This window comes from Streptomyces sp. A0642 (genome assembly GCF_004795105.1).
GTDB lineage: Bacteria > Actinomycetota > Actinomycetes > Streptomycetales > Streptomycetaceae > Streptomyces.
In genome coordinates, this window is sequence record NZ_SSBL01000001.1 from 566,164 (window position 1) to 592,810 (window position 26,647).

Annotated in this window: 27 protein-coding genes; 22 read left to right on the forward strand and 5 right to left on the reverse strand. The window is 72.6% G+C overall.

Features of this window, described 5'->3' with window-relative positions; genetic code table 11:
• Positions 1-145 precede the first annotated feature (145 nt).
• The 7 genes from E6R60_RS02360 (at position 146) to E6R60_RS02390 (ending at position 8,398) form a co-directional block, all read left to right on the forward strand.
• The gene (locus E6R60_RS02360; RefSeq protein ID WP_136324651.1) at positions 146-979 is read left to right on the forward strand and encodes a M55 family metallopeptidase; all 834 of its coding nucleotides are present in this window, start codon (positions 146-148) and stop codon (positions 977-979) included.
• Entirely contained in the window at positions 972-2,315 is a 1,344-nt protein-coding gene (locus tag E6R60_RS02365) for a M20/M25/M40 family metallo-hydrolase (protein WP_136324652.1), read from the forward strand. Before E6R60_RS02360 ends, E6R60_RS02365 begins: the two co-directional genes overlap by 8 nt.
• A 20-nt stretch (positions 2,316-2,335) precedes the next feature.
• Positions 2,336-4,324 carry a prolyl oligopeptidase family serine peptidase gene (locus E6R60_RS02370; RefSeq protein ID WP_136324653.1) on the forward strand — a complete coding sequence of 663 codons (1,989 nt, stop codon included), beginning with the start codon at positions 2,336-2,338 and terminating at the stop codon, positions 4,322-4,324.
• Positions 4,321-5,280, forward strand: a complete 960-nt coding sequence (locus E6R60_RS02375; protein ID WP_136324654.1) for an LD-carboxypeptidase — start codon at positions 4,321-4,323, stop codon at positions 5,278-5,280. The genes E6R60_RS02370 and E6R60_RS02375 overlap by 4 nt, the downstream gene beginning before the upstream one ends.
• Before the next feature lie 374 nt (positions 5,281-5,654).
• A complete protein-coding gene (locus tag E6R60_RS02380; RefSeq protein ID WP_136324904.1) occupies positions 5,655-7,430 on the forward strand; it encodes a CocE/NonD family hydrolase in 1,776 nt (591 codons plus the stop codon).
• Positions 7,431-7,553: 123 nt separating this feature from the next.
• Positions 7,554-7,796, forward strand: coding sequence for a DUF1049 domain-containing protein (locus E6R60_RS02385; protein WP_136324655.1), 243 nt, complete (start codon positions 7,554-7,556; stop codon positions 7,794-7,796).
• 44 nt (positions 7,797-7,840) lie between these two features.
• Positions 7,841-8,398, forward strand: a complete 558-nt coding sequence (locus E6R60_RS02390) for a GNAT family protein (RefSeq protein WP_136324656.1) — start codon at positions 7,841-7,843, stop codon at positions 8,396-8,398.
• Positions 8,399-8,543: 145 nt separating this feature from the next.
• Here E6R60_RS02390 and E6R60_RS02395 read toward each other — a convergent pair whose 3' ends face one another.
• Entirely contained in the window at positions 8,544-9,488 is a 945-nt protein-coding gene (locus E6R60_RS02395) for a MerR family transcriptional regulator (RefSeq protein WP_136324657.1), read from the reverse strand.
• A 96-nt stretch (positions 9,489-9,584) separates the two neighbouring features.
• Between E6R60_RS02395 and E6R60_RS02400 the strand changes: the two genes are divergently transcribed.
• From E6R60_RS02400 to E6R60_RS02460, 13 genes are all read left to right on the forward strand, one after another.
• Positions 9,585-11,111 carry an alpha/beta fold hydrolase gene (locus tag E6R60_RS02400; RefSeq protein ID WP_136324658.1) on the forward strand — a complete coding sequence of 509 codons (1,527 nt, stop codon included), beginning with the start codon at positions 9,585-9,587 and terminating at the stop codon, positions 11,109-11,111.
• 180 nt (positions 11,112-11,291) lie between these two features.
• Positions 11,292-11,591: a gas vesicle protein gene (locus tag E6R60_RS02405; protein ID WP_136324659.1), complete on the forward strand. Its 300-nt coding sequence runs from the start codon at positions 11,292-11,294 to the stop codon at positions 11,589-11,591.
• Positions 11,592-11,650: 59 nt separating this feature from the next.
• Entirely contained in the window at positions 11,651-12,085 is a 435-nt protein-coding gene (locus tag E6R60_RS02410) for a gas vesicle structural protein GvpA (RefSeq protein WP_136324660.1), read from the forward strand.
• A gap of 2 nt (positions 12,086-12,087) precedes the next feature.
• Positions 12,088-12,798 carry a GvpL/GvpF family gas vesicle protein gene (locus E6R60_RS02415; RefSeq protein ID WP_136324661.1) on the forward strand — a complete coding sequence of 237 codons (711 nt, stop codon included), beginning with the start codon at positions 12,088-12,090 and terminating at the stop codon, positions 12,796-12,798.
• A 48-nt stretch (positions 12,799-12,846) separates the two neighbouring features.
• Positions 12,847-13,104 carry a gas vesicle protein GvpG gene (locus E6R60_RS02420; RefSeq protein WP_136324662.1) on the forward strand — a complete coding sequence of 86 codons (258 nt, stop codon included), beginning with the start codon at positions 12,847-12,849 and terminating at the stop codon, positions 13,102-13,104.
• 50 nt (positions 13,105-13,154) lie between these two features.
• Positions 13,155-13,742, forward strand: a complete 588-nt coding sequence (locus E6R60_RS02425) for a hypothetical protein (protein ID WP_136324663.1) — start codon at positions 13,155-13,157, stop codon at positions 13,740-13,742.
• Positions 13,735-14,922 (forward strand): SRPBCC family protein, encoded by a 1,188-nt coding sequence (locus tag E6R60_RS02430; RefSeq protein WP_136324664.1) that lies wholly within the window; start codon positions 13,735-13,737, stop codon positions 14,920-14,922. The genes E6R60_RS02425 and E6R60_RS02430 overlap by 8 nt, the downstream gene beginning before the upstream one ends.
• A gap of 53 nt (positions 14,923-14,975) precedes the next feature.
• Positions 14,976-15,437 carry a gas vesicle protein gene (locus E6R60_RS02435; RefSeq protein ID WP_136324665.1) on the forward strand — a complete coding sequence of 154 codons (462 nt, stop codon included), beginning with the start codon at positions 14,976-14,978 and terminating at the stop codon, positions 15,435-15,437.
• Positions 15,434-16,282, forward strand: coding sequence for a GvpL/GvpF family gas vesicle protein (locus tag E6R60_RS02440; protein WP_136324666.1), 849 nt, complete (start codon positions 15,434-15,436; stop codon positions 16,280-16,282). Before E6R60_RS02435 ends, E6R60_RS02440 begins: the two co-directional genes overlap by 4 nt.
• Positions 16,279-16,491, forward strand: coding sequence for a gas vesicle protein (locus E6R60_RS02445; RefSeq protein ID WP_136324667.1), 213 nt, complete (start codon positions 16,279-16,281; stop codon positions 16,489-16,491). Before E6R60_RS02440 ends, E6R60_RS02445 begins: the two co-directional genes overlap by 4 nt.
• A gap of 72 nt (positions 16,492-16,563) precedes the next feature.
• Positions 16,564-16,971, forward strand: coding sequence for a gas vesicle protein K (locus E6R60_RS02450; protein ID WP_136324668.1), 408 nt, complete (start codon positions 16,564-16,566; stop codon positions 16,969-16,971).
• 50 nt (positions 16,972-17,021) lie between these two features.
• On the forward strand, positions 17,022-17,468 hold the full coding sequence (locus E6R60_RS02455) for a hypothetical protein (RefSeq protein ID WP_136324669.1): 447 nt from the start codon (positions 17,022-17,024) through the stop codon (positions 17,466-17,468).
• Positions 17,469-17,631: 163 nt separating this feature from the next.
• Positions 17,632-18,399, forward strand: a complete 768-nt coding sequence (locus E6R60_RS02460; RefSeq protein ID WP_136324670.1) for a 2-phosphosulfolactate phosphatase — start codon at positions 17,632-17,634, stop codon at positions 18,397-18,399.
• Here E6R60_RS02460 and E6R60_RS02465 read toward each other — a convergent pair.
• Both E6R60_RS02465 and E6R60_RS02470 read right to left on the reverse strand, forming a co-directional pair.
• Positions 18,389-19,756, reverse strand: coding sequence for a diaminopimelate decarboxylase (locus E6R60_RS02465; protein WP_240802361.1), 1,368 nt, complete (start codon positions 19,754-19,756; stop codon positions 18,389-18,391). The genes E6R60_RS02460 and E6R60_RS02465 overlap by 11 nt on opposite strands.
• A 199-nt stretch (positions 19,757-19,955) precedes the next feature.
• Entirely contained in the window at positions 19,956-21,602 is a 1,647-nt protein-coding gene (locus E6R60_RS02470; RefSeq protein WP_136324672.1) for a helix-turn-helix domain-containing protein, read from the reverse strand.
• A 159-nt stretch (positions 21,603-21,761) separates the two neighbouring features.
• Between E6R60_RS02470 and E6R60_RS02475 the strand changes: the two genes are divergently transcribed.
• Together E6R60_RS02475 and manA are read left to right on the forward strand one after the other, a co-directional pair.
• Positions 21,762-22,727 carry an ROK family protein gene (locus tag E6R60_RS02475; protein ID WP_136324673.1) on the forward strand — a complete coding sequence of 322 codons (966 nt, stop codon included), beginning with the start codon at positions 21,762-21,764 and terminating at the stop codon, positions 22,725-22,727.
• A 46-nt stretch (positions 22,728-22,773) separates the two neighbouring features.
• Entirely contained in the window at positions 22,774-23,958 is a 1,185-nt protein-coding gene (manA, locus tag E6R60_RS02480; protein WP_136324674.1) for a mannose-6-phosphate isomerase, class I, read from the forward strand.
• Positions 23,959-24,674: 716 nt separating this feature from the next.
• On the opposite strand, the gene E6R60_RS02485 is transcribed toward manA, so the two are convergent.
• Entirely contained in the window at positions 24,675-25,592 is a 918-nt protein-coding gene (locus E6R60_RS02485; protein ID WP_240802362.1) for a carbohydrate ABC transporter permease, read from the reverse strand.
• Positions 25,589-26,560 (reverse strand): sugar ABC transporter permease, encoded by a 972-nt coding sequence (locus E6R60_RS02490; protein WP_136324675.1) that lies wholly within the window; start codon positions 26,558-26,560, stop codon positions 25,589-25,591. The genes E6R60_RS02485 and E6R60_RS02490 overlap by 4 nt, the downstream gene beginning before the upstream one ends.
• Positions 26,561-26,647 lie beyond the last annotated feature (87 nt).

Genomic DNA, 26,647 nt, shown 5'->3' on the forward strand with positions numbered 1-26,647 from the left:
CCCGGTCCTCGCCGCGTCGGCGCGCCTGCGCCCGGCACCATCGCCCGGAGCACGCGCCCTCGGGCCCGGGCCTTCAGTGGAATGGACCTATGGAGGTCCGGACAGCCCTGGCCTGCGCGTTCGGCGGCGCGTACCGTGTGGCCGCATGAAGATCCTCGTCAGCGCCGACATGGAAGGCGCCACCGGCGTGACCTGGCCGGCCGATGTGCTGCCCGGCACGCCCCAGTGGGAGCGGTGCCGCTCCCTGTTCACCTCGGACGTCAACGCGGCCGCCCTCGGTTTCTACGACGGGGGCGCCGACGAGGTGCTCATCAACGAGGCCCACTGGACCATGCGCAACCTCCTGCTGGAGCGGCTCGACGACCGGGTCCAGATGCTCACCGGCAAGCACAAGTCGCTCAGCATGGTGGAGGGCATCCAGCACGGCGACGTCGATGCCGTCGCCTTCGTCGGCTACCACACGGGCGCCGGCACGGAGGGCGTGCTGGCCCACACCTACCTGGCCAACTCCCTCACCGGGGTGTGGCTGAACGGAACCAGGGCCAGCGAAGGGCTGCTCAACGCCCACGTGGCCGCGGAGTACGGCGTGCCCGTCGTCCTCGTCACCGGCGACGACCTGACCTGTGTGGACGCGAAGGGCTACGCCCCCGACGCACGGACGGTCGCGGTCAAGGACTACGTGTCGCGCTACGCCGCGGTCTGCCGTACCCCCGCGCGTACCGCCGCCGACATCCGTGCGGCGGCCAAGGAGGCGGTCGCACTCGCCGGGCGGCACACACCGGTGGACGGCGGCCCCTTCACCGTGGAGCTGGAGTTCGACGCCGAACACCTGGCCGCGGCGGCCACCGTCGTACCCGGCGTGGCGCCCGCCGGCGAGAGGCGGGTCGCCTACACGAGCGCGACGATGTACGAAGGAATCCGCACGTTCAAGGCGGTGACGACGATCGCGTCGTCCGCCGTGGAGGAACAGTATGGCTGAGGCGAGCACACCCCAGGACGGCGTCGACGCGCTCGCGCTCGGCGAATCGGTGACGTTCACCTCCGAACTGATCCGGATCGACACCACCAACCGGGGCGGCGGCGACTGCCGCGAACGCCCGGCCGCCGAGTACGTCGCCGAGCGGCTCGCCGCCGCCGGACTCGAACCGGCGATGCTGGAGCGCACGCCCGGCCGCACCAACGTGGTCGCCCGCATCGCGGGCACCGACCCGTCCGCGGACGCCCTCCTGGTCCACGGCCACCTGGACGTCGTGCCCGCCGAGGCCGGCGACTGGAGCGTGCACCCCTTCTCCGGCGAGGTGCGCGACGGAGTCGTCTGGGGCCGCGGCGCCATCGACATGAAGAACATGGACGCGATGGTCCTCGCCGTCGTCCGCTACTGGGCCAGGGCCGGCATCCGCCCCCGCCGCGACATCGTGATCGCGTACACCGCCGACGAGGAGGCCAGCGCCGATGACGGCTCCGGCTTCCTCGCCGACCGGCACGCCGCACTGTTCGAAGGGTGTACCGAAGGCATCAGCGAGTCCGGCGCCTTCACCTTCCACGCCGGGCCGAACATGCCGCTCTACCCGATCGCCGCGGGCGAACGCGGCACCGGATGGCTCAAGCTCACCGCCCACGGCAAGGCGGGGCACGGCTCCAAGGTCAACCACGCGAACGCGGTCAGCGCACTGGCCGCGGCCGTCGCCCGCATCGGCGACCACGAATGGCCGGTGCGCCTCACGCCCACGGTCCGCGCCGCCCTCACCGAGATCGCCGCGCTGCACGGCATCCACCCCGACCTCGACGCCCCCGGCTTCGACGTGGACGAACTCCTCGGCAAGATCGGGCCGGCCGCCGACCTCGTCGCGCCCACCGTCCGCAACAGCTCCAACCCGACGATGCTGGAGGCCGGTTACAAGGTCAACGTGATCCCGGGCCACGCCACCGCGTACATCGACGGCCGGATGGTCCCCGGCGGCGAGGACGAGTTCCACGCCACGATGGACCGGCTGACGGGACCCTCGGTCGACTGGGAGTTCCACCACCGTGAGGTGCCCCTCCAGGCGCCGGTCGACTCGCCCACGTTCGCCAAGCTCCGAGCGGCCGTCGAGCGGTTCGACCCCGACGGCCACGTCGTGCCGTACTCCATGTCCGGCGGCACCGACGCCAAGCAGTTCTCCCGGCTCGGCATCACCGGCTACGGCTTCTCGCCGCTCAAGCTGCCCGTCGGTTTCGACTACCAGGCCCTCTTCCACGGTGTGGACGAGCGCGTGCCCGTCGAGGCGCTGCACTTCGGTGTCCGGGTCCTGGACCACTATCTGCGTACCGCCTGAACCACTCGGGGGAAACGATCATGAAAACCGCAGCGGCCTACGGAAGCTGGCCGTCTCCGATCGACGCCGCGCTCGCCGCCTCCCGCGACGGCCGCCCCGAGTACGTGGGGGCGGTCGGGGACGAGCTCTGGTGGACGGAGCCGCGCCCGGCCCAGGCCGGCCGGCGCGCCCTGGTCCGCAGGTCGCCGGACGGCGCCACCGCGGAGCTGCCCGCGCCGTGGAACGTGCGCAGCCGCGTCATCGAGTACGGCGGAAGGCCCTGGGCCGGCACCGAACGCGCCGAGGGCGGACCGCTCATCGTCTTCGTCCACTTCGACGACCAGCGGCTGTACGCCTACGCCCCCGACGAGCCGGGCGCACCATGGCCCCTGACCCCCGTCTCCACGATCGGCGGCGGGCTGCGCTGGGCCGACCCACGGCTGCATCCCGAGCGGGGCGCGGCGGGCGAAGTGTGGTGCGTCCTGGAGGAGTTCACCGGCGATGCCCCCACCGAACTGCGCCGGGTGATCGCCGCCGTCCCGCTGGACGGCTCGGCGGCCGACGACCGGTCGGCGGTACGCGAACTCTCCGACGGCCGGCACCGGTTCGTCACCGGCCCCGAGGTCTCGCCCGACGGGCGGCAGGCGGCCTGGATCGCCTGGGACCATCCGCGGATGCCGTGGGACGGCACCGAGGTGATCCTCGCCGACATCGGCGAGGACGGCACGTTCCGCGACGCCCGCACCTTCGCGGGCGGCCCGGACGAATCCGTGCCGCAGGTCCGGTGGAGCGCCGACGGCCAGCTGCTGTTCGCCGGCGACCGCAGCGGGTGGTGGAACCTGTACCGCGGCGTTCCGGACGGCAGCGCCGTCGATGAACTCTGCCCCCGCGAGGAGGAGTTCGCGGGACCTTTGTGGAAGATCGGGCTCAACTGGTTCTGTCCGCTGGACAACGGCCTCATCGCGGCCCTCCACGGCGTCGGATCCACCACACTCGGCATCCTCGACCCGGAGACGGGCGACCTCGTCGACATCGCCGGGGGCTGGACCGAATGGGCCGAGACCCTTGCCGTGCAGGGGAGCCGCGTCATCGGCATCGCGGCGAGCCCGCGCAGCGCGTACGAGATCGTGGAACTGGACACCGCGACCGGGCACACCCGGATCATCGGCGCACCGCACGAGGACGCGGTCGACCCGGCGTACTACCCCGAGCCGTCCGTCCGCACCTTCACCGGCCCCGGCGGCCGCGAGATCCACGCCCAGGTCTACCCGCCGCACAGCCCCGACCGCACCGGCCCGGCCGGCGAACTGCCGCCGTACGTGGTGTGGGCCCACGGCGGCCCCACCGGCCACGCCGCACTCGTACTCGACCTGGAGATCGCGTACTTCACCTCGCGCGGCATCGGCGTCGCCGAGGTGAACTACGGCGGCTCCACCGGCTACGGCCGGGCCTACCGCAACCGCCTGCGCGAACAGTGGGGCGTCGTCGACGTGGAGGACTGCGCCGCCGTCGCCGGTGCGCTCGCCGCCGAGGGAACCGCCGATCCCCGCCGGCTCGCCGTCCGCGGCGGCAGCGCCGGGGGGTGGACCGCCGCCGCCTCGCTGACCGGGACCGACGTCTACGCCTGCGGCACGATCATCTACCCCATCCTGGATCTGACCGGCTGGGGCACCGACGAGACCCACGACTTCGAATCGCAGTACCTGGAGTCCCTGGTCGGCCCGCTCGCCGAGGTCCCCGACCGCTACCGCGACCGATCACCGGTCAGCCGCACCGCCGGGCTCACGACCCCCTTCCTGATCCTCCAGGGGGAGGACGACCCGATCTGCCCGCCCGTGCAGTGCGAACGGTTCCTGGAGGCGGTCCGGGGGCGCGGCATCCCGCACGCCTATCTCACCTACCCGGGCGAAGGACACGGATTCCGGCGCGCCGAGACCATGATCAGCGCGCTGGAGGCCGAACTCTCTCTGTACGCGCAGACCTTCGGGATCGACCGGAGCGACGTGCCGCGGCTGGAGCTGGGGACGTGACCCTCGCGCCCCCGGCCCTCGCCCCTCTGACCAGGCCCGCCCGGCTGCGCGCGGGCGCCAGGGTCGCCGTCGTCTCCCCGAGCGGACCGGTGCCCGCCGACCGGCTGGAGCCGGGCCTCGACCTGCTGCGCGGCTGGGGGCTCGACCCGGTCGTGATGCCGCACGTGCTGGACGTGCACCGGGAGTTGGAGTACCTCGGCGGCAGCGACGAGGCGCGGGCCCGGGACCTCCAGGACGCCTGGTGCGATCCGTCCGTCGACGCGGTGATCTGCGCCCGCGGGGGATACGGGGCGCACCGCATGGTCGATCTGGTGGACTGGGCGGCGATGCGGGCCGCCGGGCCCAAGGTGTTCGTCGGCTACAGCGACATCACCGTCCTCCACGAGGCGTTCGCCCTGCGGACGGGGCTCGTCACCCTGCACGGCCCCATGGTGGGGACGGAGGTCTTCCTGAAGGACCCGCCGACCCAGGAGTCACTGCGGGCCACCCTGTTCGAGCCGGAGACGGTGATGACGCTGGGGCTCGACGACGCGAGAGCGCTGGTGCCGGGCCGGGCCCGGGGCATCACGTACGGCGGCTGTGTGAGCCTGCTCGCCGCCGACCTCGCCACCCCGCACGCCCGCACCTCGGCCCGGGGCGGTCTGCTGGTCATCGAGGACACCACCGAGGATCCGTACGGCATCGACCGTATCCTCACCCAGCTGCTGCGGGCCGGGGCGCTCGACGGCATAGCCGGGGTGGCCTGCGGTTCGTGGGTGGGCTGCGGGCCGTACGAGCGCGTCCGGGCGGTGCTCGCCGACCGGCTCGGCCCCCTGGGCGTGCCCGTCGTCGAGGAGCTCGGCTTCGGCCACGGCCCCACCGCGCTGACGATTCCCCTCGGGGTGCCGGCCGTGCTGGACGCTCCGGCGGACGGCGGCCCGGCGACGCTCACGGTCGAGGTCCCGGCACTGGTCTGAGCGAACCGAACCCGGCCCCGCCCCCCCGGATCCGCACGCGCACCCCGTCCCGGATGCGTACGCGTGCCGGAACCCGGATCTGCACGCGCACGGAACCCGACCCGCGACGGCCCAGGTGTGATGCCCGGGCCGTCGCGGGTCTCCGGCGTGCACCGGGGCATGGTCCGGACGGGGCCGCGACGCCCGGAAGCTGAGCGGCCCTCAGGAAAACGCCGTCCTGGGCGTTGACACCGCTATGACCTGTGTCACAGCATGAGCGCGACCCAATACTTACCGGTCGGTAAGGTGTCCTCGGTGTGGAGGTCCTCGTGTCGCGTGCTGTCTCCGGTTCCCTCTTCCGGTCGCGGTCGAAGTCGTCGAAGTCGTCGAAGCCGCTGTCCCGCAAACCACTGGCCCTCGTCGCCGGGGCCGCGCTCGCCGCACCCCTCGTGCTCGCCGGCACCGCACAGGCGGGCACGGCGGCCCTGTCCGCGTACACCGTCACCCCGCTGAAGTTCACCGTGTCCGCAGGCGGCCGCTCCTGCACCGTGGACGCCGACCTCTACCGGCCCGCCGGAGCCGACGCCCTGCACAGGGTGCCCGCCGTGCTCGCCACCAACGGCTTCGGCGGCAGCAAGTCGGACGGGTCGACCGACGGCATCGGCAAGGCGTTCGCCTCCCGCGGCTACGCCGGACTCGTCTACTCCGGCCTGGGCTTCGGCAAGTCCGGCTGCCTCATCACCCTCGACGACCCGGAGACGGACGGCAGGGCGGCGGCCGCCCTCGTGGACTTCCTCGGCGGGACACGCGCCGCCGACGACGGCACCAGGGCCGACTTCGTCACCCAGGACGGCCCTGGAGACCCCACGGTCGGCATGATCGGCGGTTCCTACGGCGGTGCGATCCAGATGGCCACCGCGGCCGTGGACCCCCGCGTCGACGCGCTCGTCCCGCTCATCACCTGGAACGACCTCGGCTACGCGCTCGCCCCGAACAACACCGGAGCGGCCCGCGGCGTCTCGTCCGACACCGCCGGCGTCTTCAAATGGCAGTGGACCAACGGCTTCTACCTGATGGGGGAGGGCCAGACGATCCTCAGTCCCAGCCTCGACCCGTCGCGCTTCGGCAGCCTCGACTGCCTCCACTTCGCCGCGCAGGCGTGCGACACCATCCGGCTGCTCAACTCCGGCCGCTACCCCGCGGGCCGGACCGCCGCCATGCTCGACTACGCGCGGAGCGTCTCGCCCGTCTCGTACCTGAAGCGCGTCAAGGCGCCTACCCTGCTGATCCAGGGCCAGGCCGACAGCCTGTTCAACCTGAACGAGGCCACCGCCACGTACCGGACGCTCAAGGCGCAGGGCACCACGGCCAAGATGATCTGGCAGGCATGGGGACACAGCGGCGGCCAGGCGCCGGGCGAACTCGACCTGGGCCAGGGCAATCTGGAGAGCAGCTACGTCGGCGGCCGCATCCTCGCCTGGTTCGACCGCTACCTCCGTCACACGTCCACGACGGACACCGGACCCGAGTTCGCCTATTACCGTGACTGGCAGAGCGGCTACGGAACCGCGGACGCCGTCCCCGGTCCGACCCGGACGATGTACCTCTCCGGTGACGGCAAGCTCGTCGACGACCGCGCCGGGGTCACGCGCGGCAGCCGCCAGTACGCCAACTGGCTGATCCCCACCAGTCACTCGGAGAGTTCGCTCGCCGGCCTCATCGGACTGCCCGACCCGAAGCCGTACGACACCAAGGGCACCTACCTCGGCTGGACGAGCGCCCCGCTCGCCTCGGCCGTCGATGTGGTCGGGGCCCCGAAGGCCACGCTGAAGGTCGTCTCCCCGCAGACGGAGCGTGTCCAGAACAGCGGTGACGCCGCCGACAAGCTCGTCCTGTTCGCCAAGATGTACGACGTGGCGCCGGACGGGAGCAGGACCCTGGTGAACCGGCTCGTCTCGCCGGTCCGGGTGCCGGACGTGACCCGCTCCTTCACCGTCCAGCTGCCCGGCATCGTGCACCGGTACGAGGCGGGGCACCGGCTGGAATTCGCGATCGCGGCCAGCGACGACGCGTACTTCGGCAACCGCGGCATCAAGCCCGTCACCGTCGTCAGCGCCCCCGGGGACACGGGAGTGCTGGAACTGCCGGTGGTCGGCGCGCCGGTGAAGTGACGCGGCAGCGCCGGAGCGCGGCCGTCACCCGAACGGCCGCGCTCCACCGCCCCGGGCGCCTGGAAGGAGTCATGGTGGTGCCCGGGGGCTGTGGCGTACCGCAACCAGGGAAGGGGCCGCTTCATGAGCCCGAAGGACGTGTCGAGCGGCAGCAAGCACAGCGCGGGCGCGTTCTCGCCGGCCCGCATCCTGGTCCTCGTCATCGCGGTCCTGTCGATCGTGTTCATCGTGGAGAACACCAAAGAGGTCGAGGTCCGCCTCATCATTCCGCTGGTGACCATGCCGATGTACGTGTGGCTGATCGTGATGTTCCTGGCCGGAATGGCCTGCGGGGCGTACGTCTTCCGCAGGCGCACCGCCAAGTAGGGGCTGTCCCCCGGCCCCGCCCGCGCGACCCTTAGGCTGGTCCGATGTCCGACCGCACCTACCTCGCCGAGGGCCCGCGCACGGCGATCCGCCCGTTCACGTACACCGATGCGGACGAGTTCACCGCCCGCGCCCGGGAGAGCCGCGCGCTGCACCGTCCCTGGCTGTTCCCGCCCGCCGACCCCGACGCGTACGCCGCCTACGCGAGCGTGCTCATCGAGGACCCGGCGCGAGCGGGATTCCTGGTGTGCGAGAGGAACGGAGCGGCAGGGGGTGCCACCGACGGGGCGATCGCCGGATTCATCAACATCAACAACATCGTCATGGGCGGATTCCGCTGCGGCGCGCTCGGCTACGGTGCCTTCGCGCACGCGGCCGGGCGCGGCCTGATGAGCGAGGGGCTCGGTCTCGTCCTCGGGTACGCCTTCGGTCCCCTCGGCCTGCACCGGCTCGAAGCCAACATCCAGCCCGGGAACTCCGGCTCGATCGCCCTGGTGCGCGGGGCGGGATTCCGGCTGGAGGGCCTCTCGCCGGACTTCCTGTTCATCGACGGGGCCTGGCGCGACCACGAGCGGTGGGCCCTCACGGAGGAGATGCGCTGAGACCCGCGGGCCGTCACCCCGAGGGCGCGCCGGCGCCGGGGTGGCGTCGCGCCGGTGCGCAGCCGGCCGCCGGGGAGAGGAGCCGGGCCGCGGTGCGGCCGGCCACCGCGCGGATGCGCTCGGCCGCGGCGTCGCCGGCCGGTGCTCAGCCCGCCGCAGTCTGCGCGTCCAGCGCGGCGAACAGCCAGTCGTGCGCGGACCCGGGGGTCGGCTCCGGCGGGCCGCCCGGAGCGGTGATCACGTCGGCCGTCAGCTCCCAGTACCGGTCGATCCGCGGGTCCGCGGCGAGCTGACCGGCGAGCCGCCTGCGGAAAGCCGGGGTGTCCCGGCTGCCGTACGCGCGCGCGTAGGCGTCCACGAAACTGTCCAGCTCCTCACCCGGGCGGGGTGCGCCGCCCTCGCGCAGCCGGGCGCCCGCCAGCTCGTACGCCTGGGCGAGACCCGCGTACAGAACCGCTGACGCGCGGGCTCCGGAGCCCTTGTGCGCCTCGGGCTGGGGCTGCTCGCCGCCCGTGCACGGACGGGTGACGAGTGCGTTCAGCCGGGCGAAGGCCAGCACCTGGGCCGGGTCCGGGTCGTCGGGGGGCCGGGCCACCGCCACCTCCAGGAACGCGGTCCTCGCCCGGGCCGGCATCCGCGGCGGCAGCCAGGCCCGCCAGAAGCGGGCCATCGGGGCCGTGCTCGGCGGGGCGGCCACCGCCCCGATCAGGCGCAACCGGTCGGCCCGCTCCCCGGGCGGGCACTCCAGCACCAGCCGCATCCCCGCCTCGCGCCAGCGCAGGGCTGTCAGCTGCGAGCCGAGATCCCGCAATTGCCCGGCGACGGCGTCCTCCAGTGCCCCCTGTGCCCCGTCCGCCTCCTCGTCGAGCACGCGCCGCACCTCGCGCACCGGCAGCCCGAGGGTGCGAAGGGAGCGGAGGAGACGCAGCCGGTCGAGGGCGTCCGGGCCGTAACGGCGGTGCCCGCCCGCGCTGCGGGAGGCCTCCGGCAGCAGGCCGTTGTCGGAGTAGAAGCGGACGGCCTTGACGGTGACGCCCGCGCGCTCGGCGAGCTCGCCGATGCTGCACAGGCCGTCGGGCGGCGTGAACACTTGAACCTCCCTCTGAGGGAGCTTCTACGGTACCGGCGACGGCGGCCGGGATGATCGGGACCGGTCCGCCGACGACGGATCGCAGAGGAGAGGCTCATGACCGAATTCATCCTGGTGTCAGGCATGTTCACCGGCCCCCACGTGTGGGAGGAAACCGCTGCCCGCCTGGCCTCCGCGGGCGCCGGTGTGCGCACGGCGGCCCTCACCGGTCTCGGCGGGCGGCGGGGCGAGGGGACGGCGGGCATCGACCTGGAGACGCACATCGGAGATGTGCTCGCGCTGATCGACGCGGTGGGCGCCGAGTCCGGCCCGGACCGGGAGATCGTGCTCGTGGGGCACGGCTACGGGGTCCACGCGGTGCTGGGCGCCGCCGACCGTCGCCCGGAGCGCATCGGCCGGATCGTCTGCGTGGACACGGGGCCGGGCCAGGACGGAGCGCCCGCGCTGGCCGCCGTTCCCGACCGGTCCGTGCGCGAGGAGGTGGCCGGGCGGGCCGGTGCGGAGAGGGACGGCGGGGGTCTGGCCGCCCCGGCCCGCGAGGAGTGGCAGCGCTGGGGGAGCACCGCGGGCATCCCCGAAGCGGCGCTGGACCGCCTGACCGCCCTCGCCTCGCCGCAGCCCCTCGGCACCCTGCTCCAGCCGCTGCGGCTGACCGGCAGGGCGGCGTCGCTGCCCGTGACCGGGGTGCTGTGCACGGCCAACGGCTCGACGATCGAGATGGTCCAGCGGCGGGTGGACCTCGGCGACCCCGCCTTCCAGCCGCTGGCCGCACCTCAGGTGTCCTTCTTCGAACTGCCCACCGGCCACTGGCCGATGCTGTCCCTGCCGGCCGAGCTGGCCGAGGACCTGCTGCGGGCGGCGGCGGGCGAAGGACACCGGCTGGTCCCACCCGGCTCCTCCGAACCGCCCGCGCACCTGCGGCCGTTCCTGCTGGACCTCCCCCAACTGCCGTGCGAGCGGACCGGGAACGTCGACCTGTACGTGCCCGACGCCGACGGTCCCCGGCCTGCCGTGGTGTTCGTCCACGGCGGCCCGGTGCCTGCCGGGGCCCTGCCGACGCCACGGGACTGGCCGGTCCTCCAGGGCTACGCGCGATACGCCGCGAGGGAGGGCGCGGTCGGGGTGACGCTCGATCACCGTCTGCACGACATGACCGACTACCCGCGCGCCGCCGCGGACGTGGCCGCCGCGGTCGAGCGTGTCCGGGCCGATCCGCGGGTGGACGCGGACCGGATCGCGCTGTGGTTCTTCTCGGGCGGCGGCCTCATCGCGGCGGACTGGCTGAGGCGGCCGCCGGCCTGGCTGCGCGCGCTGGCGGCCTCCTACCCGGTGCTCGCCCCGCAGGCGGGCTGGGGCCTGGTCGACAGCCGGTTCCGCCCGGTGGACGCGGTGGCGGGCGCGGGCACCCTGCCCCTTCTCATCACGCGGGCAGGGCGTGAAGCGCCCGAGATCGCCGTCACCGTCGAGGAGTTCCTGACCGCGGCCGGCCGGTGCGGGGCCCACGTCGAGGTGGTCGACGTACCTCACGGCCGCCACGCGTTCGAGACCCTCGACCCGACGGAGGAGTCGCGCGAGGCCGTGCACCGCGCGATGCGCTGGGTGAGGGGCCGTCTGTCCGTCTGAGCGGCCCGCGGGGCGCGCCGGAACGGGCGTACTCATGGCGGGGGCGGAGCGCTTCCCGCGAGGACTTCACGGTCCATCTGTTCTTTTCGTGCATACGTCCGGACGGCTCGGGCAGGCGACCGGAAGCCACGAAAGACGGAGGCCGGTCAGTGAGCGGGCTTCCCCGGCGACAGGTGAGGGATGAGTACGGAGAAGGACAGCGAAAAGGAGCACGACGAAAAGCGCATCGACGTTCCCACCGCCATGCGAAATGCCTCGGCGCAGCTCACGGAACTGCTGCGGTGCGAGCCGGGGTCGGTCTCCTCGGTGAAGGCGACCGACGACGGCTGGACGGCGGATGTGGAAGTGGTCGAGGTGGAGAGAGTGCCGGACACCATGAGCGTGATGGCCTCCTACCGGGTGCAACTCGACCCCCAGGGAAGGCTGATGTCCTACGAAAGGCTGCGGCGTTATGCCAGAGGTCAGATAGACCGGCGCTGAATTCCGGCGTCAGAAGGAACGAAGATCACCGAACGGAAGATCACCGAAAGGAGTTCCCCATGACACTCGTGCAGCAGAGCAATGCCACGTCCGGCGGGAGCGGCTCGGGAAATCTCTACGACGTACTCGAGCTCATACTCGACCGCGGTCTGGTCATCGACGCATTCGTCCGCGTGTCCCTGGTCGGCATCGAAATCCTGAAAATCGATGTCCGGGTGGTGGTCGCCAGTGTCGACACCTACCTGCGGTTCGCCGAGGCGTGCAACCGGCTCGACCTCGAGTCCGGCCGCAAGGCGCCGAGCCAGCTCACCGACCTGGTCGGCGACATGACGGAGAGCGGCGCCAAGGGCAAGTCCAAGGGTGCGCTGAGCGGTGCCGTCGAGGCGTTCAGCGAGTCGTTGCAGGGCAAGCGCGACGAGCCCGAGGAGGAGCCCCGCAAGCGCCCGGCCCGCAAGTCCACGTCCAGCCGTCAGACCCAGCGACGCGAGGAGTAACGGTGTCCACCTACATCTACGCCATCACCGCCGCCGACCACCCGCTGCCGCTGAACGGCCTGCACGGCGTGGGCGAACCGCCCTCGGCGCTGCGCACCGTGCGCACCGGCCGGCTGGCCGCCGTGGTCAGTGACGCGCCCCCCGGGCTCCGCGCCAAGCGACGCGACGTCATGGCCCATCAGAGCGTGCTGGAGACGCTGATGGCCGGCGGCGCGACCCTGCCCATGCGCTTCGGCCTGGTGGGCCCCGGTGACGAGGAGGTCACCGCGGTCCTGGACCGGGAAGCCGACACGTACGCCGAGCGGCTGGCGGAACTGGACGGCCGGGTGGAGTACAACCTCAAGGCCGGCCGGGACGAGGACGACCTCCTGCGGGAGATCATGGCCGAGTGCGACGGGATACGGCAGCTCAACGAGCGGGCGCGCGCCGAGGGCCGTCATGACGACCGGGTCGCCCTGGGAGAGGCCGTGGCCCAGGAGGTGGCCGCCCGCCACCGGAAGGAGGCCGAGGAGGTGGCGGGCCGGCTGGCGCCCGTCGTCACCGGGTGCTCCCAGGCGGATCCGGCTCCCCAGCACTTCCTCAACCTGTCCTTCCTCGTCCCCCGTGCGGAGACCGAGACCTTCGTGGCAGCCGTCCGGCGCGAGGCCGACCAGCGGGGCGACGCGTACGAGTTCACGCTGACCGGTCCGCTGCCCCCGTACAGCTTCGTCTGACGGCGGCCCGTACGGCTCCCCGGAGCCGGAGGGAGGTGATCAGCCTTCATGGGCTTCATCACCGGCATCCTGACCCTGCCGCTGGCTCCCGTCCGGGGCACGGCCTGGGTCCTCGACCAGGTCGTCCACGCCGCCGAGGAGGAGTTCTACAACCCCGAGCCGGTGCGCGCCCAGCTCGCGCAACTGGAACGGGACCTGAACAACGGCCTCATCGACGACGAGGAGTTCGACCGGCGCGAGGACGAACTCCTCGACCGGCTCGATGAGATCGAGGAGTACCGACGCAGTACACGGCAGACACCGTGACCCACACCCACACCTACACGTGACCGGGGGAGATTCGAGGTGCATCGACGATGACACAGCATGCCAAGATCGGCGCCGCTCTGGTAGGGGGATACCTGCTGGGGCGTACCAAGAAGGCCAAACTCGCCCTGGGATTCGGGATGTTCCTCATAGGCAAGAAGATCGATCTCGACCCGCGGCAGATCGGCAGAATGCTGGCCGACTCACCGGTTCTGGGTTCTCTCAACGACCAGGTCCGCAAGGAGCTGGTGGACGCCACCAGAACGGCGGCCACCAAGGCCGTCACCCAGCGGGCCGGCAGCCTCGCCGACTCGCTGCAGAAGCGCACCCGGGCCCTGGGGACCGGTCCGGAGAACGACGACGAGGACGCGTACGAGCCCGAGGACGAGGCGGAGTACGAGGACGAGGCGGACCAGGACGAGGGCGAGGAGCGAGAGCCCGCCCCGCGCAAGGCCGCCGCGAAGTCCGGGTCCAAGGCCGCCGCCTCGAAGAGCCGGTCCTCGTCCGGTACCGGCAGGTCCGGGAGCAGGTCCGGGAGTACGGGCAAGTCCTCCGCCCCGGCGCGCAAGCGCACGGGAGCCGCCCGTAAGACCGCGGCCTCCGGCGCCCGCAAGGCCCGGGGAGGCGACGATGCCTGAATCCGCACGTGGCGGCATCAAGGACGCCGTGCTCGCGAACCCGGCCACCGACCGCCTCAAGGACGAGCTGCAGAACTACCTGCGGACCCGGGCGGAACACACCGTGACCCAGCTGGGCCATCGCCTGGGCGAGTCGGTGTCCAAGCTCGCGGAGCCGGGCAGCGGGGGCGGCGCACTCAAGGGCCTCGCCAAGGGCGGCAAGGCCCTCGGTGAAGGCAAGTCCCCCGCTCAGGCCGCCCTGACCGCCGGCGCCTCCCACCTCAAGGACACCGTCAAGGACAAGGTGAAGGGCTGGTTCGGCAAGGGGCGCAAGTCCGGCGGCGGCAAGTCCAAGAGCGTCACCGTCGTCGAGGACATCGACGTCGGCGTGCCGGTCCGCGAGGCGTACGACCAGTGGACGCAGTTCCAGGAGTTCAGCACGTTCGCCAAGGGCGTGGTGAGCGTGGAGAAGGCGGACGACACCACCAGCAACTGGAAGGTGAAGGTCGCCAAGTCCACCCGCAGTTGGAAGGCGAACGTCACCGAGCAGGTCCCCGACGAGCGCATCACCTGGACCACCGAAGGCGCCAAGGGCACGGTCAAGGGCGTGGTCACCTTCCACGCCATCACCGAGGATCTCACCCGCGTCCTGCTGGTCCTCGAGTACTTCCCCAAGGGCCTGTTCGAGAAGACCGGCAACATATGGCGCGCCCAGGGCCGCCGCGCCCGGCTCGACCTCAAGCTCTACCGCAAGTTCCTCATGATGCGCGGCGAGGCGACCGACGGCTGGCGCGGCGAGATCCGTGACGGAGAAGTCGTCCTCACCCACGACGAAGCGGTCGAAGAGGAAGAGGCGCGGAACGACGAGGGCGCCGGGCCCGACGACGAGCACCCTCGGGACGACGCGGACGAGCGGGCCGAGGACGAGCCGGCCGAGGACGAGCGGCCGGAGGACGAAGCCGACGGCGCGTACGACGACGAGGAGCCCCCGGCGGACGAGTGGGAGGAGCCGGAGGACGCCGAGGACGAGGAGGAGCCCGCGTACGAGGACGCCGCCGACACGGAACAGGACGAGGAAGCGGCGGACGAGGAAGCGGCGGACGAGGACGCCCCCGAGGCCGAGGAACAGGACGACGAGGCGGAGGAGGAGCCCCGCCCGGCTCGCCGCTCCCGACGCCGTGCGGCACACGCCGACCGGTGACTCGAAGACCGCGCAGGCACCCGCACCGAAACCACGGAAAGGCGTGAGACATCGTGTCCGACTCACTCGCCGGCCGGCTGCCAGCCGCCCCCCGGGCCGGCGCCCCGGCGTACGGGCAGCAGGGCGGGTCGGCCAACCTCGCCGACATCCTGGAACGGGTGCTGGACAAGGGCATCGTCATCGCCGGCGACATCCAGATCAACTTGCTCGACATCGAGCTGCTCACCATCAAGCTCCGCCTGCTCGTCGCTTCCGTCGACAAGGCGAAGGAGATGGGCATCGACTGGTGGGAGAACGATCCCTCGCTCTCCTCACGGGCCCGCCCCCCTCGCGAGACGGAGGGACGCGCCCCGCGCGAGGCCGACGCCCTGGACGGGTCGGGGAGCGAAGCCCTCGCGGCGGAGAACGAGCAGTTGCGTGCCGAGCTGGCCCGTCTGCGATCGGCCGCGGGGCTCCCGGGGCCCGCTGAGGCCGAGGGGCAGGCCGCTGCGGCCCACCAGGAGGAGGAACGATGAGCTCCCTGCCCAACCCACCCGCCGGCTTCACGGACCCGGACGTCGAGGACGTGACGTACGTCTACGCCGTCGGCCGTGACACCCCCGCCCTCCACGGGCTGGCCGCCCGGCTGCCGGGCGTGGACGGCCGGCCCCTGCGCCCGGTCGGCGGGGGAGGGCTGTGCGCGCTGGTCTCCGCCGTACCGGCGGACACGTTCAGCGAGGGGGGCCTCACCGCGCAGATGGAGGACCTGGACAGGCTCGAAGCGGTCGCCCGTGCCCACCACGCCGTGGTGGACGCCGCGTTCGCCGAGACGTCGGTCCTGCCGATGCGGCTGGCCACGGTCTACCTGGACGACGCCCGGGTGGCCGACATGCTGGTCCGGCAACGCAGCGAGTTCCAGGAGCTGTTGGGGCGTTTGGAAGGCCAGGTCGAGCTGGGGGTGAAGGTGTACGCCGACCCCCGCGCGGTCGCCGCGCCGGAGCCGTCCGCCGGGGCATCCGCGGGCGCCGGGGCGGGCCGCGCCTATCTGCGGCAGCGCCGGGCGCAGCAGCACAGCAGCCAGGACGCCTACCGGACCGCGTCCGCCCTGGCCGCCCGCGCCGCGCAGGTGGCGGAGAGCCACGCCACCGCGCGGGCGGTCCACCGTCCGCAACAGGGGCAGCTCGCCTCCCGTCCCGGCGTGAACGTGGCCAACGAGGCCTATCTCGTGCCCCGGGAACACACCGAGCGGCTCCGCCAGGAGCTGTCCACGCTGGCCGACGGCGCCCCCGGTGTGTCGGTCGAGGTGACCGGGCCGTGGGCGCCGTACTCGTTCGCCACCGCCCTGGCGGCGCACGACACGGACGGCGGTGGGGCGCGATGACCACGGACCTCGTCGGCGGCGTCCTCGGCGAGGCCGGCCCCCGAAGCGGCCCGCCCGTCGCGCTGATCGACCTGCTGGACCGCTTGCTGAACGGTGGGGCGGTGCTCACCGGCGATCTCGTGCTGTCCATCGCCGACGTGGACCTCGTCCACATCAGTCTTCGCGCGGTGATCCGGTCGGTCACCGGTGAGGAGCCGGCCCCGTGGTGACGTCACGGTCCGGGGGCGCACGGGACGCGAGCAACCTGCCAACCGCCCGCACACCAGGGGGAGGAGGACACGATGACCCTCATCGATGACGCACGCGGCGCCACGGGCGCCTCCGCCGCACCGGAAGCGGTGGCGCACGCGGCGGCCCGGGCGTTCGGGCTCAGCCCCGTACCGTCGGACGAGCACGGCCCCTCCGCGGCGGCCCAGCGGCTGCAGACCGACCCGGAGTCCGTGGAGCGGGACCTCATGAAGCTGGTGCTCACCATCGTCGAACTGCTTCGCCAGCTCATGGAACGCACCGCGATCCACCGGGTCGACCAGGGCGACCTGAGCGAACCGCAGGAGGAGCGGATCGGCATGACGCTGATGATCCTGCACGAACGCATGACAGAGCTGTGCGACCGCTACGACCTGACGATGGACGACCTCAACCTCGACCTGGGGCCGCTCGGCTCCCTGCTTCCGCAGAACGGCGCCTGAGCGGTTCCGGTCCAGGTTTCATCGCATCACTCAAGGCAAGGAGGAAGGCCATGACTGCAGAAAGCAAGGACACCAAGAATTCCACGCCGAGCAAGGGCAGGACCACCACGGCCCGCAAGGCGGCCACCTCGACCCGGAAGTCGGCCGGCGCCGCGACCGCGGCGGTCGACGAGCAGGCCGGCAAGGCGCAGTCGGCGGCCAGGGGCGCCAAGAACGCGGCCTCGGACGGCATCCAGGCGGCCGGGGAGTCCACCCGGCGCATCGGGCGTGCCGCGGCCACCGGTCTCGAGCACGGCCGGAAGGCGGTGACGGCCAACGCCGCCAAGGCGGCGGGCGCCGCCACCACGGCCTGGACCGTCATCAAGCACAGAAGGGCAGTGGCGGCCGGAGCCGCGGCGGGTGTCGCCGGCGTCGCCGGAGCGGCCTTCGCGATCGGGCGGTCGACCGCCAAGCCGCCGACGGGCCCTCTGACCCGGCTGGCGCGCGGCAGGATCTGACCACAGGTCAGGTGACCCGAAGGCGCTCCCTGTGCGCCGAGGGAAGCTGCTCCCGGTATGACCGCTCGCCCCTGCCGCCCGCGCCGGAACAACCGGCGCGGGCGGCAGGGGCGTGCTGCGGACATCCGTGCGACGCGGGCGGCCATGCGTGATCATGTCCGGAATGAACCCTCGTTTCCTTGGAATACCTGATCTGGCCGACGTGCCTTCGGTGGCGGTCGTGGTCGACGTCATGCGGGCGTACACCGTCGCCGCCTGGGCCTTCGCCCGAGGCGCGGAGAAGATCGTCCTCGCCGCGTCGCTGGACGAAGCCCTGGCTCTCAAGGCTCTCCACCCGGACTGGGTGGCACTCAAGGACGGCCCGCCCGCGCCCGGGTTCGACGCGGTCAACTCGCCGGGCCTGCTGCGGTCGGCGGATCTCGGCGGCCGGACCGTGGTGCAGAAGACCACGGCGGGGACCGTCGGGGCCCTCGCCGTCAAGGAGGCCCCCCTGGTGCTGTGCGCCGCCTTCGTGGTCGCGGAGGCGACGGCCCGGCTCCTGCGGGAGCGCGGGAGCGACGGCGTCACGTTCGTCGTCACCGGCGAGGACGGAAAGGCCGAGGAGGACCTGGCTTGTGCCCGGTACATCGCCGGGAGGGCCACGGGGGCGGTGCCGGACGCCGCCGATTCCCTCCGCCGCGCTGCCGCGTCGCGCGCGGCCACCGAGCTGGCGCAGGGCGTACGGCAGGGAGTCCACCCCGACGACGTCGCACTCTGCCTCGAACTCGACCGGTTCCCCTTCGCGATGGTGGCGGCCTCGGAAGGCACGCTCATGGTCCTGCGCCCGCACCCGATGGATCCGCCGGCCGGCGAGGACCCGCCCGGACGACGGGCGGGGCCCGCCTCCCCGGCCGTGCCGGGCGGCCCGTCGGCCGGCGGGGTCAGCGGCTAGGGCCTTGTCCGGGCCCGTCCGCGCACAGCGCGACGAGTGCGTCCGCGTGGGAGAGGCCGCTCTCCTCGACGACTTCGCGGACCGTCTGGGCCTCCCGGATCAGGGCGAGGCGGACCCGCCCGGAAGCATCCGTGCGGTAGCCGTACACGGCAGGCCGGGGGAGGGAGTTGTACGAGAAGTGCGAGGAGAAGTAGTACGCACCGGTGTCGTACAGCGCCACGACGTCCCCCGGACCGATCGCCGGGAGTTCGCGGGCCGTCGCCGTCAGGTCCCCGGCGAAGCAGCACGGCCCCGCGATGTCCACGACCTGGTGCGGCCCCTCCTTGGGACGGCCCGCGGGGTCGAACACGCCGACGCGCAGCGGCCAGGCGTCCGGCATGAACACGGTACGGGTGGCCACCTGGGCTCCGGCGTGCGTGACGGCGATCCGCCGGCCGCCGGCCGACTTGGTGTACTCGACGACCGATCCGATGGTGCCGCTCTTCGCCAGCAGCGAGCGGCCGAACTCGGTGACCAGGGTGTAGCGGCCGTCGAAGAGTCCGGGGGTGGCGCGGCGCAGTTCGGCGACGTAGTCGGCGTACGTGGGGCGGTCGTCCTCGCCGCCGAAGTTGACGGGCAGGCCGCCGCCGATGTCCAGGCCGGTGATCCGGGCGTGCCCCAGCTGATGGTTGATCCGCTCAGCGAGCGCGTAGGCGGCGCCGATCCCCTGGGCGATGAGGGGCAGCGGGCAGCCCTGGGAGCCGACGTGTGCGTGCAGGCGGTTGAGCCAGGGGCGCCGGGCGAAGGCGTCGATCACCGCGTCGACGGCTCCGGGGTCGCGTAGCGGGACCCCGAATTTGGAGGTCGCCGTCGCGGTGCTCATCGCCCCGATGGCGCCGGCGCCGACCTGGGGGTTCACCCGTAGGCCGACCGGGCCGGCCGGCTCACGGCCGGCCAGCAGGCGGTCGACGCGCTCCAGCTCCTGGAAGTTGTCCACGTTCACCGCGACGCCGTGGTCGAGCGCGAACTCCAGTTCACCCACCGTCTTCGCCGGGCTGTCGAAGACCAGCCGGCCGGGGCTGAAGCCCGCCGCGAGGGCCTGTTCCAGCTCGCCGGGCGAGGCCACTTCGCACCCCATGCCGGCCTCGGCGAGCAGCCGCAGTACGGGCACGAGTCCGCAGGCCTTGGCCGCGAACGTGTGGTGGACCGTGGCCGGGCCTTCGAACGCTTCCTTGAGCGCGTTCACCGCCGCCAGCACGCCATCGACGTCGAGGAGGCCGACCAAGGGCGAACCGGGCCCGAGCAGCCCCTCGTCGACGGCATGGGCGAGGGCCGCCTCGCGGGCGCGCTCGCGCGGAAGGGCCGAACTGGAAGCCACCTGGGACCACACTCCTCCGTGAGGGACCGCCCGGCCTGCGGGCCGTTGTGCCCAGCTTCGGTGCGCGGGGCCCGGCATGTCTTCATCGTCCGCCACCAGGAAGAGCCGGTCGCCCTGTCCGGCCGGACAGGTGAACGATCACGCCGACGGCCCCCCGCACCCCGAAGCTCCTCCCCGGAGCCGGCTCCTCACCGGCGGGTCAGGGCCGGGCGGCGCGCAGGCGAAGCCCGATGTCCGCGAGGAGCCGCACGGCGGGGTCGGCCAGGTCCACGCCGAACAGTTCCCGGGCCCGGCGCAGCCGGTACCGAAGGGTGTTGGGGTGCACATGGAGGCGCTCCGCGGCGGCGGCCGTGTCACCGAAGGCGTCGAGGTGCGCGGCGACCGACGCGCCGTACCGCGACCCGTGAGCCCGGTCGTGCTCCAGCATCGCGTGCACCGGCCCCGACAGCGCCCCCCACAAGGGATCCATCCGGTCGAGCAGCCGCAGGACCGCCGCCTCGGACGCCACCTCCGCGTACGACGCCACCGCCGACCCGGCCCCGGAGGCGGGCAGGCGCGCGGCCCGGTCCCGCAGCACCCGTACCACCAGCTTCGCGGCGTCGCGGGAGGCCGGCAGCTCCGCCAGGTCCGCCACCACGGGCCCCGCACCGGCGAAGACCACGCCGCGCGGCACCGAACGGGCCGCGGTCAGCAGCGTGCGCGCGGGGTCCGTCTCATCGTCCGCGGCCGGTACCAAGACGTACAGCCGCTGCCCCGACCGCGCTGTCACGCACCCGGGGCGGTAGGCGGCGGCCTGCAGCGCGAGGACGTCGAGTACCCGGTCCCCGAGGTCACCCGGTGCGGGCTCCCGGCCGTCGTGCGCCTCCGCCACCATCACGGCGTAGGGCCGGCCCCGCACGATTCCGACGTCGTGCGCGGCCTGGACACTGCCCGCCAGAAGCGCGTGCACCGCCCCCTCACGCGCCCGGGCCGCGACCCGGCCCCAGGTCCGGTGGTGCGACAGGTGCGGGACGGCCGCGCGGCCCGCAGTCCGCAGCGCCGCCACCGCGTCCTCGGCCAGCGGCCGCCCGTCGGCGGCGGCCCATATCGAGCCGAGCACCTCCGACCCGTGGCGCACCGCGACCGCCAGCCGCTCGGCGTACCGGTCGTCGGCAGGACGCCGCACCACGTCGTCGGTGCTCCACAACGCCTGGAAGAAGCCGCTCTCCCGCAGTTCGGCGACCCGCCAGCGGGGCACCTCCTGCCCGAGGATCGTGAGCCTGCGCAGCGGATCGGGCTCGTGCGCCATACGCGAGTACGCCAGCACGCGTGACTGCGGGTCCTCGATGGTGATGGCGCCGCCGACGAGGTCCGCCACGGTGTTGGCCAGGCCCGGCAGATCGCCCAGGCGCAGCCCGTCCACCCCGGCGGCGCCCCCGGCCCCGTCCGGAAGGCTGTGCGCCAGCGCCGTCCGCAGCCGGCCGAGCACCTCCGTCCAGCCCTGGCCGGGTGGCCGGGTCAGCAGCGCCGTACGCCCCTGCTCCGCCGCTTCCAGCAGGGCCGCCTGCGGCCCCCGGGCACCGCGCCGCATCACCACGGCCGCGGCCCCGGCGCGGTCCGCCGCGCACAGCACGCCGGCCGCGTCGGGCGAGGAGACCTCCACGCCGACCGCGAGCAGGACCAGCCCGGTGGCCGCCCACGCGTCTTCGTCCCTCTCCTCGCCGGCGTCGTGCAGCACCACGTCGGACACGGGCACCCCGGTGCCGCACGGAGCCGCGACGACGTCGAGCGTGCCGGTGGCGATCAGTGCGAGGAGGTGCTCCAGCGTGGGGCCGGCGCCGGGCCGTTCCGGTTCAGGGAGGGGCATGCGCCCATAGTCGCCGCTCGGGCTGCGGGACGTCAGGGTACCGTTCCTTTGCTAAACCATTACTTTAATAAACACGGCGAGCTAGACAACGTTGTCAGAACGGGGCACAGTATCGCCTCGGGGCGATCGGGCGCCCCTTCAGGAAAGGGCAGAACCTTGATGGTGTACGGAGCACTCGACATCGGCGGTACCAAGATCGCGGGCGCGCTCGTCGACGAGGAAGGCCGCCTCGTCGCGCGGGCCCAGTGCCCGACGCCGGCCACCCGGCCCGCCGCCGAACTGGCGGGGGCGGTGATGGCGGTGCTGGACGAACTGGCGGCCCATCCCGCCTGGGAACAGCTGACCTGCCTGGGCGTCGCCAGCGCCGGCCCCGTCGACACCGTCGCCGGCACGGTCAGCCCGGTGAACATTCCCGGCTGGCGGAGCTTCCCGCTCACCGAACTCGTACGGACGCATCCGAAACTGCCGCTCGGAATCCTTCCGGTACTGGTCGGGGACGCCGTCGCCATGACGGCCGCCGAGCACTGGCTCGGCGCCGCACGCGGGATCGACAACGCGCTCTGCATGGTGGTTTCCACGGGGGTCGGGGGCGGACTCATCCTCGACGGAAGGGTGCACGCGGGGCGGACGGGCAACGCCGGGCACATCGGGCACATCACCGTCGACCTGGCCGGTTCCCGCTGCGCCTGCGGGGCACCGGGCTGCGTCGAGAGCCTCGCCAGCGGAACGGCGATCGCCGCCCACGCCCGCGCGCTCGGATGGACCGCCCCGGCCGGCGTCGCGCCGAACGCGGCCGCGGTCGCCGAAGCGGCCAGGTCCGGCGACGACCGGGCGCTCGCGGCCTACGGCAGGGCCGCGCGGGCCCTGGCCGCGGGCATCGCGGCGACCGCCGCCCTCGTCGAGCTGGAGCGCGTCGTCATCGGGGGCGGCGTCGCTCAGGCCGGTGACGTCCTGTTCGCGCCCCTGCGGCGGTGCATGGACGACTACGCCGTACTCGACTTCACGCGCGGCATCTCCATCGTGCCCACCGGCCTCGCCCAGGACGCCGGACTCATCGGAGCCGCGGCCACCGCGGCCGCCCGGCTCGGCGCCCGTCCCCGGCCCGAACCGGCCCTGCACTCCTGACCCGTCGCCAGCCGCCCCGTCCGGCGGCTCCTGGAAGGAACCACCCGTGGACCAGCTCGTCAACACGATTCGCCCCTACGCCTGGGGCTCGACCACCGCACTGCCCGAGCTGACGGGGACGGAGCCCGACGGCACGCCCCAGGCGGAGCTGTGGATGGGCGCGCACCCGTCGGCCCCCTCGCGGGTCCACCGCGCCTCCGGGACCGCACGGCTCGACGCGCTCATCGAGGCGGGACCGGCTGCCGAACTGGGGGAGGCGACGCTGCGCAGGTTCGGGCCCCGCCTCCCGTTCCTCCTCAAGCTCCTCGCCGCCGACTCCCCGCTGTCGCTCCAGGTCCACCCCGACCTGGCGCAGGCCGCCGTCGGCTTCAAGATCGAGGAAGCCCAGGGCGTCCCCCTCGACGCCCCGCACCGCAACTACCGGGACGACAACCACAAGCCCGAGATGATCGTGGCCCTCAGCCCCTTCGACGGGCTCTGCGGCTTCAGGCCGCCCGCGCAATGCGCCGGCCTGCTCGACGCCCTCGGCCTGCCCGAACTCGCACCCCACGCCGCGGCCCTGCGCGGGGAACCCGAGGAGTCCGCCCTGCGCGCGGTGTTCTCCGCCTTCCTCGCCGCCTCCCAGGACCTGATCGACGCGGTCGCCGCGGCGGTGGCTCGCGCCGCACGGACCGCGGGGCCGCACCGGTCCGCCTTCGAGGCGTACGAGGCCGTCTCCCAGGCCCATCCCGGCGACGGCGGACTGTTGGCGGCCCTCATGCTGAACCATGTGCGGCTCGCCCCGGGCGAAGGGCTGTTCCTCGGCGCCGGCGTCCCGCACGCCTACCTGCGCGGACTGGGCGTCGAACTCATGGCGGCCTCGGACAACGTCCTCAGGTGCGGCCTCACCCCCAAGCACGTGGACCCCGACGAACTGCTCCGCGTGGTGAGGTTCACCGCTGCTCCCGTACGCGTCCTGCTGCCCGCCGCGCGCGGGGGAGAGGAGGTCTACCCCGCCCCCGTGGACGACTTCCGCCTCTCTCGTATCCGCCCTGCCGCGGACGTGCCCACGGTCCTGGACGCGACCGCTCCGCAGATCCTCGTCTGCACGCGCGGGCACATCCGCCTGACCAGCCCGTTCGGGTCGCTCACGCTGCGGCCGGGCGGCTCGGCGTACGCCCCGGCGGGGGAACGGCTGACGGTCGAGGGAGAGGGCGAGGTCTTCCGCGCGACGGTGGACGCGGGGGCGTGACGCGCGCCTGACATTAACCGGTTCAGCCGCCCCCCTGCGGGGGGGCGGTGCCTTGTTTTGGCTGCCTTTTCCGGGGCGCGGTGCCCCTGCGGGGTGCGGTGCCTTGTCGTGGTTGCCCCTTGCCGGGGCGCGGGTCCCCTGCGGGGGGCGGCGCCTTGTCGTGGTTGCCCTTTTCCGGGGCGCGGGGTTCCGTCCTCAAGCGCCGGACGGGCTTGGGGTGTGCAGGTGCACCGTGGTGCGGAGGCGCGGTACCCGGGTGGGTGGGGGTTCGGGGTCCCTCCGGGGCGTCTCCTCGAACGACGAACGTTCCGCCGGTACGCAGTCGCACCCGGGTATCTGTTCGTCGTCCTGCGGGGACTCCCCTGCACGCCCCCGAACCCGCCCGTCTTGCGTCTGCGGCCGTCGTCTCGCCGGTGTGCAGACGCAGACGAGGCCGGGTGGGGGCGTGCAGGGGAGTCCCCGTAGGAAATGGCGTACGACCCCAGTCGTTTTCCCACCAAGTCGCACATGCCATTTCTGAGGAGTCTCCCCGGAGGGCCCCCACCCCCACCCACCGGACAGAGGCGAACACCCGCACAACACCGCGCACCCGCACCACCACAGCCCGTCCGGCGCTTGAGGACGGAACCGGCCCGCCGGAGCACCGCCGCCCCGCGGAGCACCCGCACCCCCCAGACCGCGAAGCCCCCGCCCCGCGAGGCCCCCGGGGTGCGGGACTACTTCGTCGCTCCCTGCGCGAACCCGTTGTAGATGTAGCGCTGCAGGAACAGGAAGATGACCAGCGTCGGAACGATGACCAGCACCGCCCCCGCCGAGATGTTCTCCCAGTGCGCTCCGAACGGTCCCTTGAACCGGAACAGGGCCGTGGAGACCGTGCCGAGTTCCTGGGACGGCATGTAGAGGAAGGGGATGTAGAAGTCGTTGTAGACGGTGATCCCCTTGATGATGACCACGGTCGCGATCGCCGGCTTGAGCAGCGGGAAGATGATCTTGCGGTAGATCGTGAAGGAGTTCGCCCCGTCAAGCCGCGCGGCCTCGTCCAGGGACACGGGGATGCCGCGGATGAACTGCAGGAAGATGTAGATCGACACGATGTCCGTGCCCATGTAGAGCAGGATCGGGGCCCACCGGGTGTCGAACAGCCCGAAGCTGTTGACGACCTGGAAGGTGGCGACCTGTGTGGTGACGCCGGGCACGAGGGTGGCGATCAGGAAGAGGGCCATGATGAGCTTCTTGGCCCGGAAGTGGAAGCGGTCGATGGCGTAGGCGGTCATCGACCCGATGATCACGGTGCCGGTGATCGAGAACAGCAGGATGAACGCGGTGTTGCCGAAGGCCGTGAGCATGTGGCCGTCGGAGAACGCGGTGGCGTAGTTGTCGAAGTTCAGCCAGTCGCCCGGCAGGGACAGCGCACCGCCGTCGGTGGCTTCCTCGGACGTCTTCAGGGAGGTGAGGAAGACGACGGCGAGGGGGAGGAGTACCACCAGCGAGGCGATGACGAGCGACAGGTAGACGAAGGTCCGGCCGACGCGGCCGCGGACTCGGACCTGTCGCGGTCCGGGCACGGAGCGGCCGGGCGCCGGGCGGGTGGGCGCCGGGCGGGTGGGCGCGGCGGTCTGCGGGGCCGTGGTCATACGAGGTCCACCTTTTCGTCGGGCACGAGCCGGCGCTGGATCCAGGTGATCAGCAGAATGATCAGCAGCAGCACCACAGCGGCCGCCGACGCCAGACCGGTCTTGTTGAACTGGAACGCGAGCTTCACCGTCTGGATGACGAACGTCGAGGTGCCGGTCGCACCGCTGGTCATGATCCAGGGGATCTCGAAGACGGCGAGCGACCCGGAGATCGCCAGGATGATGCTCAGGCTCAGGACGGGCCTGATGCTCGGGGCGATGATGTGCCGGAACTGCTGCCACCGTGTCGCCCCGTCCAGCTGGGCCGCCTCGTAGAGCTCGCCGGGGATCGACTGGATGGCGCCGAGGAACAGGACGAAGTTCAGTCCCGTGAAGCGCCAGACCGAGACGCCGGCGAGCGAGGTGTTGGCCGATGCCGGGTCGCCCAGCCAGGCGTGGTCGGTCCCCGACCCGAACCAGGACAGCACCGAGTCCAGCGTGCCGCCGTCCTGGAAGAAGTACAGGAAGACGAATCCGATGGCCACGCCGTTGATGAGGTAGGGGAAGAAGAGCAGGCCCTTGAACAGGTTGCGGAACCGCAGATCGAAGCTGAGCACCGTGGCGAAGTACAGCGCGATGACGATCTGCACCCCGGAAGCGGCCAGGTAGTAGAAGCTCACGAAGAACACCCGGAAGAGCTCGGGCCGGGTGAAGATCTGGACGTAGTTGTCCACTCCGGTGAAGTTCCGGTCCGGGCTGATCCCGTCCCAGTCCGTGAAGCTGTAATAGATCATGTTCCCCACGGGTACGTAGGTGAACGTGATCAGCAGGACCAGGGGTGCCGCCAGGAACAGCCATGGGGTCGCGCGGCGGAGCAGTTGGCCCCATGTCCTGCGCCCTCGGGGGCTGTAACCGCTCTGCGTGGTCTTGCGACGTGAGGGCGCTGCACGGTGCGTCTTCACGCTCGCCACCTCGGTCGTCTGGGTCATGTCGGGCCTTTCGTCGTCCGCGTCGTCATCCCGTGTGCGCGGGAGGGCGGGGCCCCGGCCGGTGTCGTACGGCCGGGGCCCCCTCAC

Bases quoted from the DNA above. Each gene is read 5' to 3' on its own strand.
- E6R60_RS02400 (WP_136324658.1), top strand. From the start codon at position 9,585: ATGACCGAATTCATCCTGGTGTCAGGCATGTTCACCGGCCCCCACGTG.
- E6R60_RS02385 (WP_136324655.1), top strand. From the start codon at position 7,554: ATGAGCCCGAAGGACGTGTCGAGCGGCAGCAAGCACAGCGCGGGCGCG.
- E6R60_RS02390 (WP_136324656.1), top strand. From the start codon at position 7,841: ATGTCCGACCGCACCTACCTCGCCGAGGGCCCGCGCACGGCGATCCGC.
- E6R60_RS02440 (WP_136324666.1), top strand. From the start codon at position 15,434: ATGAGCTCCCTGCCCAACCCACCCGCCGGCTTCACGGACCCGGACGTC.
- E6R60_RS02420 (WP_136324662.1), top strand. From the start codon at position 12,847: ATGGGCTTCATCACCGGCATCCTGACCCTGCCGCTGGCTCCCGTCCGG.
- E6R60_RS02370 (WP_136324653.1), top strand. From the start codon at position 2,336: ATGAAAACCGCAGCGGCCTACGGAAGCTGGCCGTCTCCGATCGACGCC.
- E6R60_RS02475 (WP_136324673.1), top strand. From the start codon at position 21,762: ATGGTGTACGGAGCACTCGACATCGGCGGTACCAAGATCGCGGGCGCG.
- E6R60_RS02490 (WP_136324675.1), bottom strand. From the start codon at position 26,560: ATGACCCAGACGACCGAGGTGGCGAGCGTGAAGACGCACCGTGCAGCG.
- E6R60_RS02450 (WP_136324668.1), top strand. From the start codon at position 16,564: ATGACCCTCATCGATGACGCACGCGGCGCCACGGGCGCCTCCGCCGCA.
- E6R60_RS02360 (WP_136324651.1), top strand. From the start codon at position 146: ATGAAGATCCTCGTCAGCGCCGACATGGAAGGCGCCACCGGCGTGACC.
- E6R60_RS02365 (WP_136324652.1), top strand. From the start codon at position 972: ATGGCTGAGGCGAGCACACCCCAGGACGGCGTCGACGCGCTCGCGCTC.
- E6R60_RS02485 (WP_240802362.1), bottom strand. From the start codon at position 25,592: ATGACCACGGCCCCGCAGACCGCCGCGCCCACCCGCCCGGCGCCCACC.
- E6R60_RS02430 (WP_136324664.1), top strand. From the start codon at position 13,735: ATGCCTGAATCCGCACGTGGCGGCATCAAGGACGCCGTGCTCGCGAAC.
- E6R60_RS02425 (WP_136324663.1), top strand. From the start codon at position 13,155: ATGACACAGCATGCCAAGATCGGCGCCGCTCTGGTAGGGGGATACCTG.
- E6R60_RS02445 (WP_136324667.1), top strand. From the start codon at position 16,279: ATGACCACGGACCTCGTCGGCGGCGTCCTCGGCGAGGCCGGCCCCCGA.
- E6R60_RS02410 (WP_136324660.1), top strand. From the start codon at position 11,651: ATGACACTCGTGCAGCAGAGCAATGCCACGTCCGGCGGGAGCGGCTCG.
- E6R60_RS02460 (WP_136324670.1), top strand. From the start codon at position 17,632: ATGAACCCTCGTTTCCTTGGAATACCTGATCTGGCCGACGTGCCTTCG.
- E6R60_RS02455 (WP_136324669.1), top strand. From the start codon at position 17,022: ATGACTGCAGAAAGCAAGGACACCAAGAATTCCACGCCGAGCAAGGGC.
- E6R60_RS02470 (WP_136324672.1), bottom strand. From the start codon at position 21,602: ATGCCCCTCCCTGAACCGGAACGGCCCGGCGCCGGCCCCACGCTGGAG.
- E6R60_RS02405 (WP_136324659.1), top strand. From the start codon at position 11,292: ATGAGTACGGAGAAGGACAGCGAAAAGGAGCACGACGAAAAGCGCATC.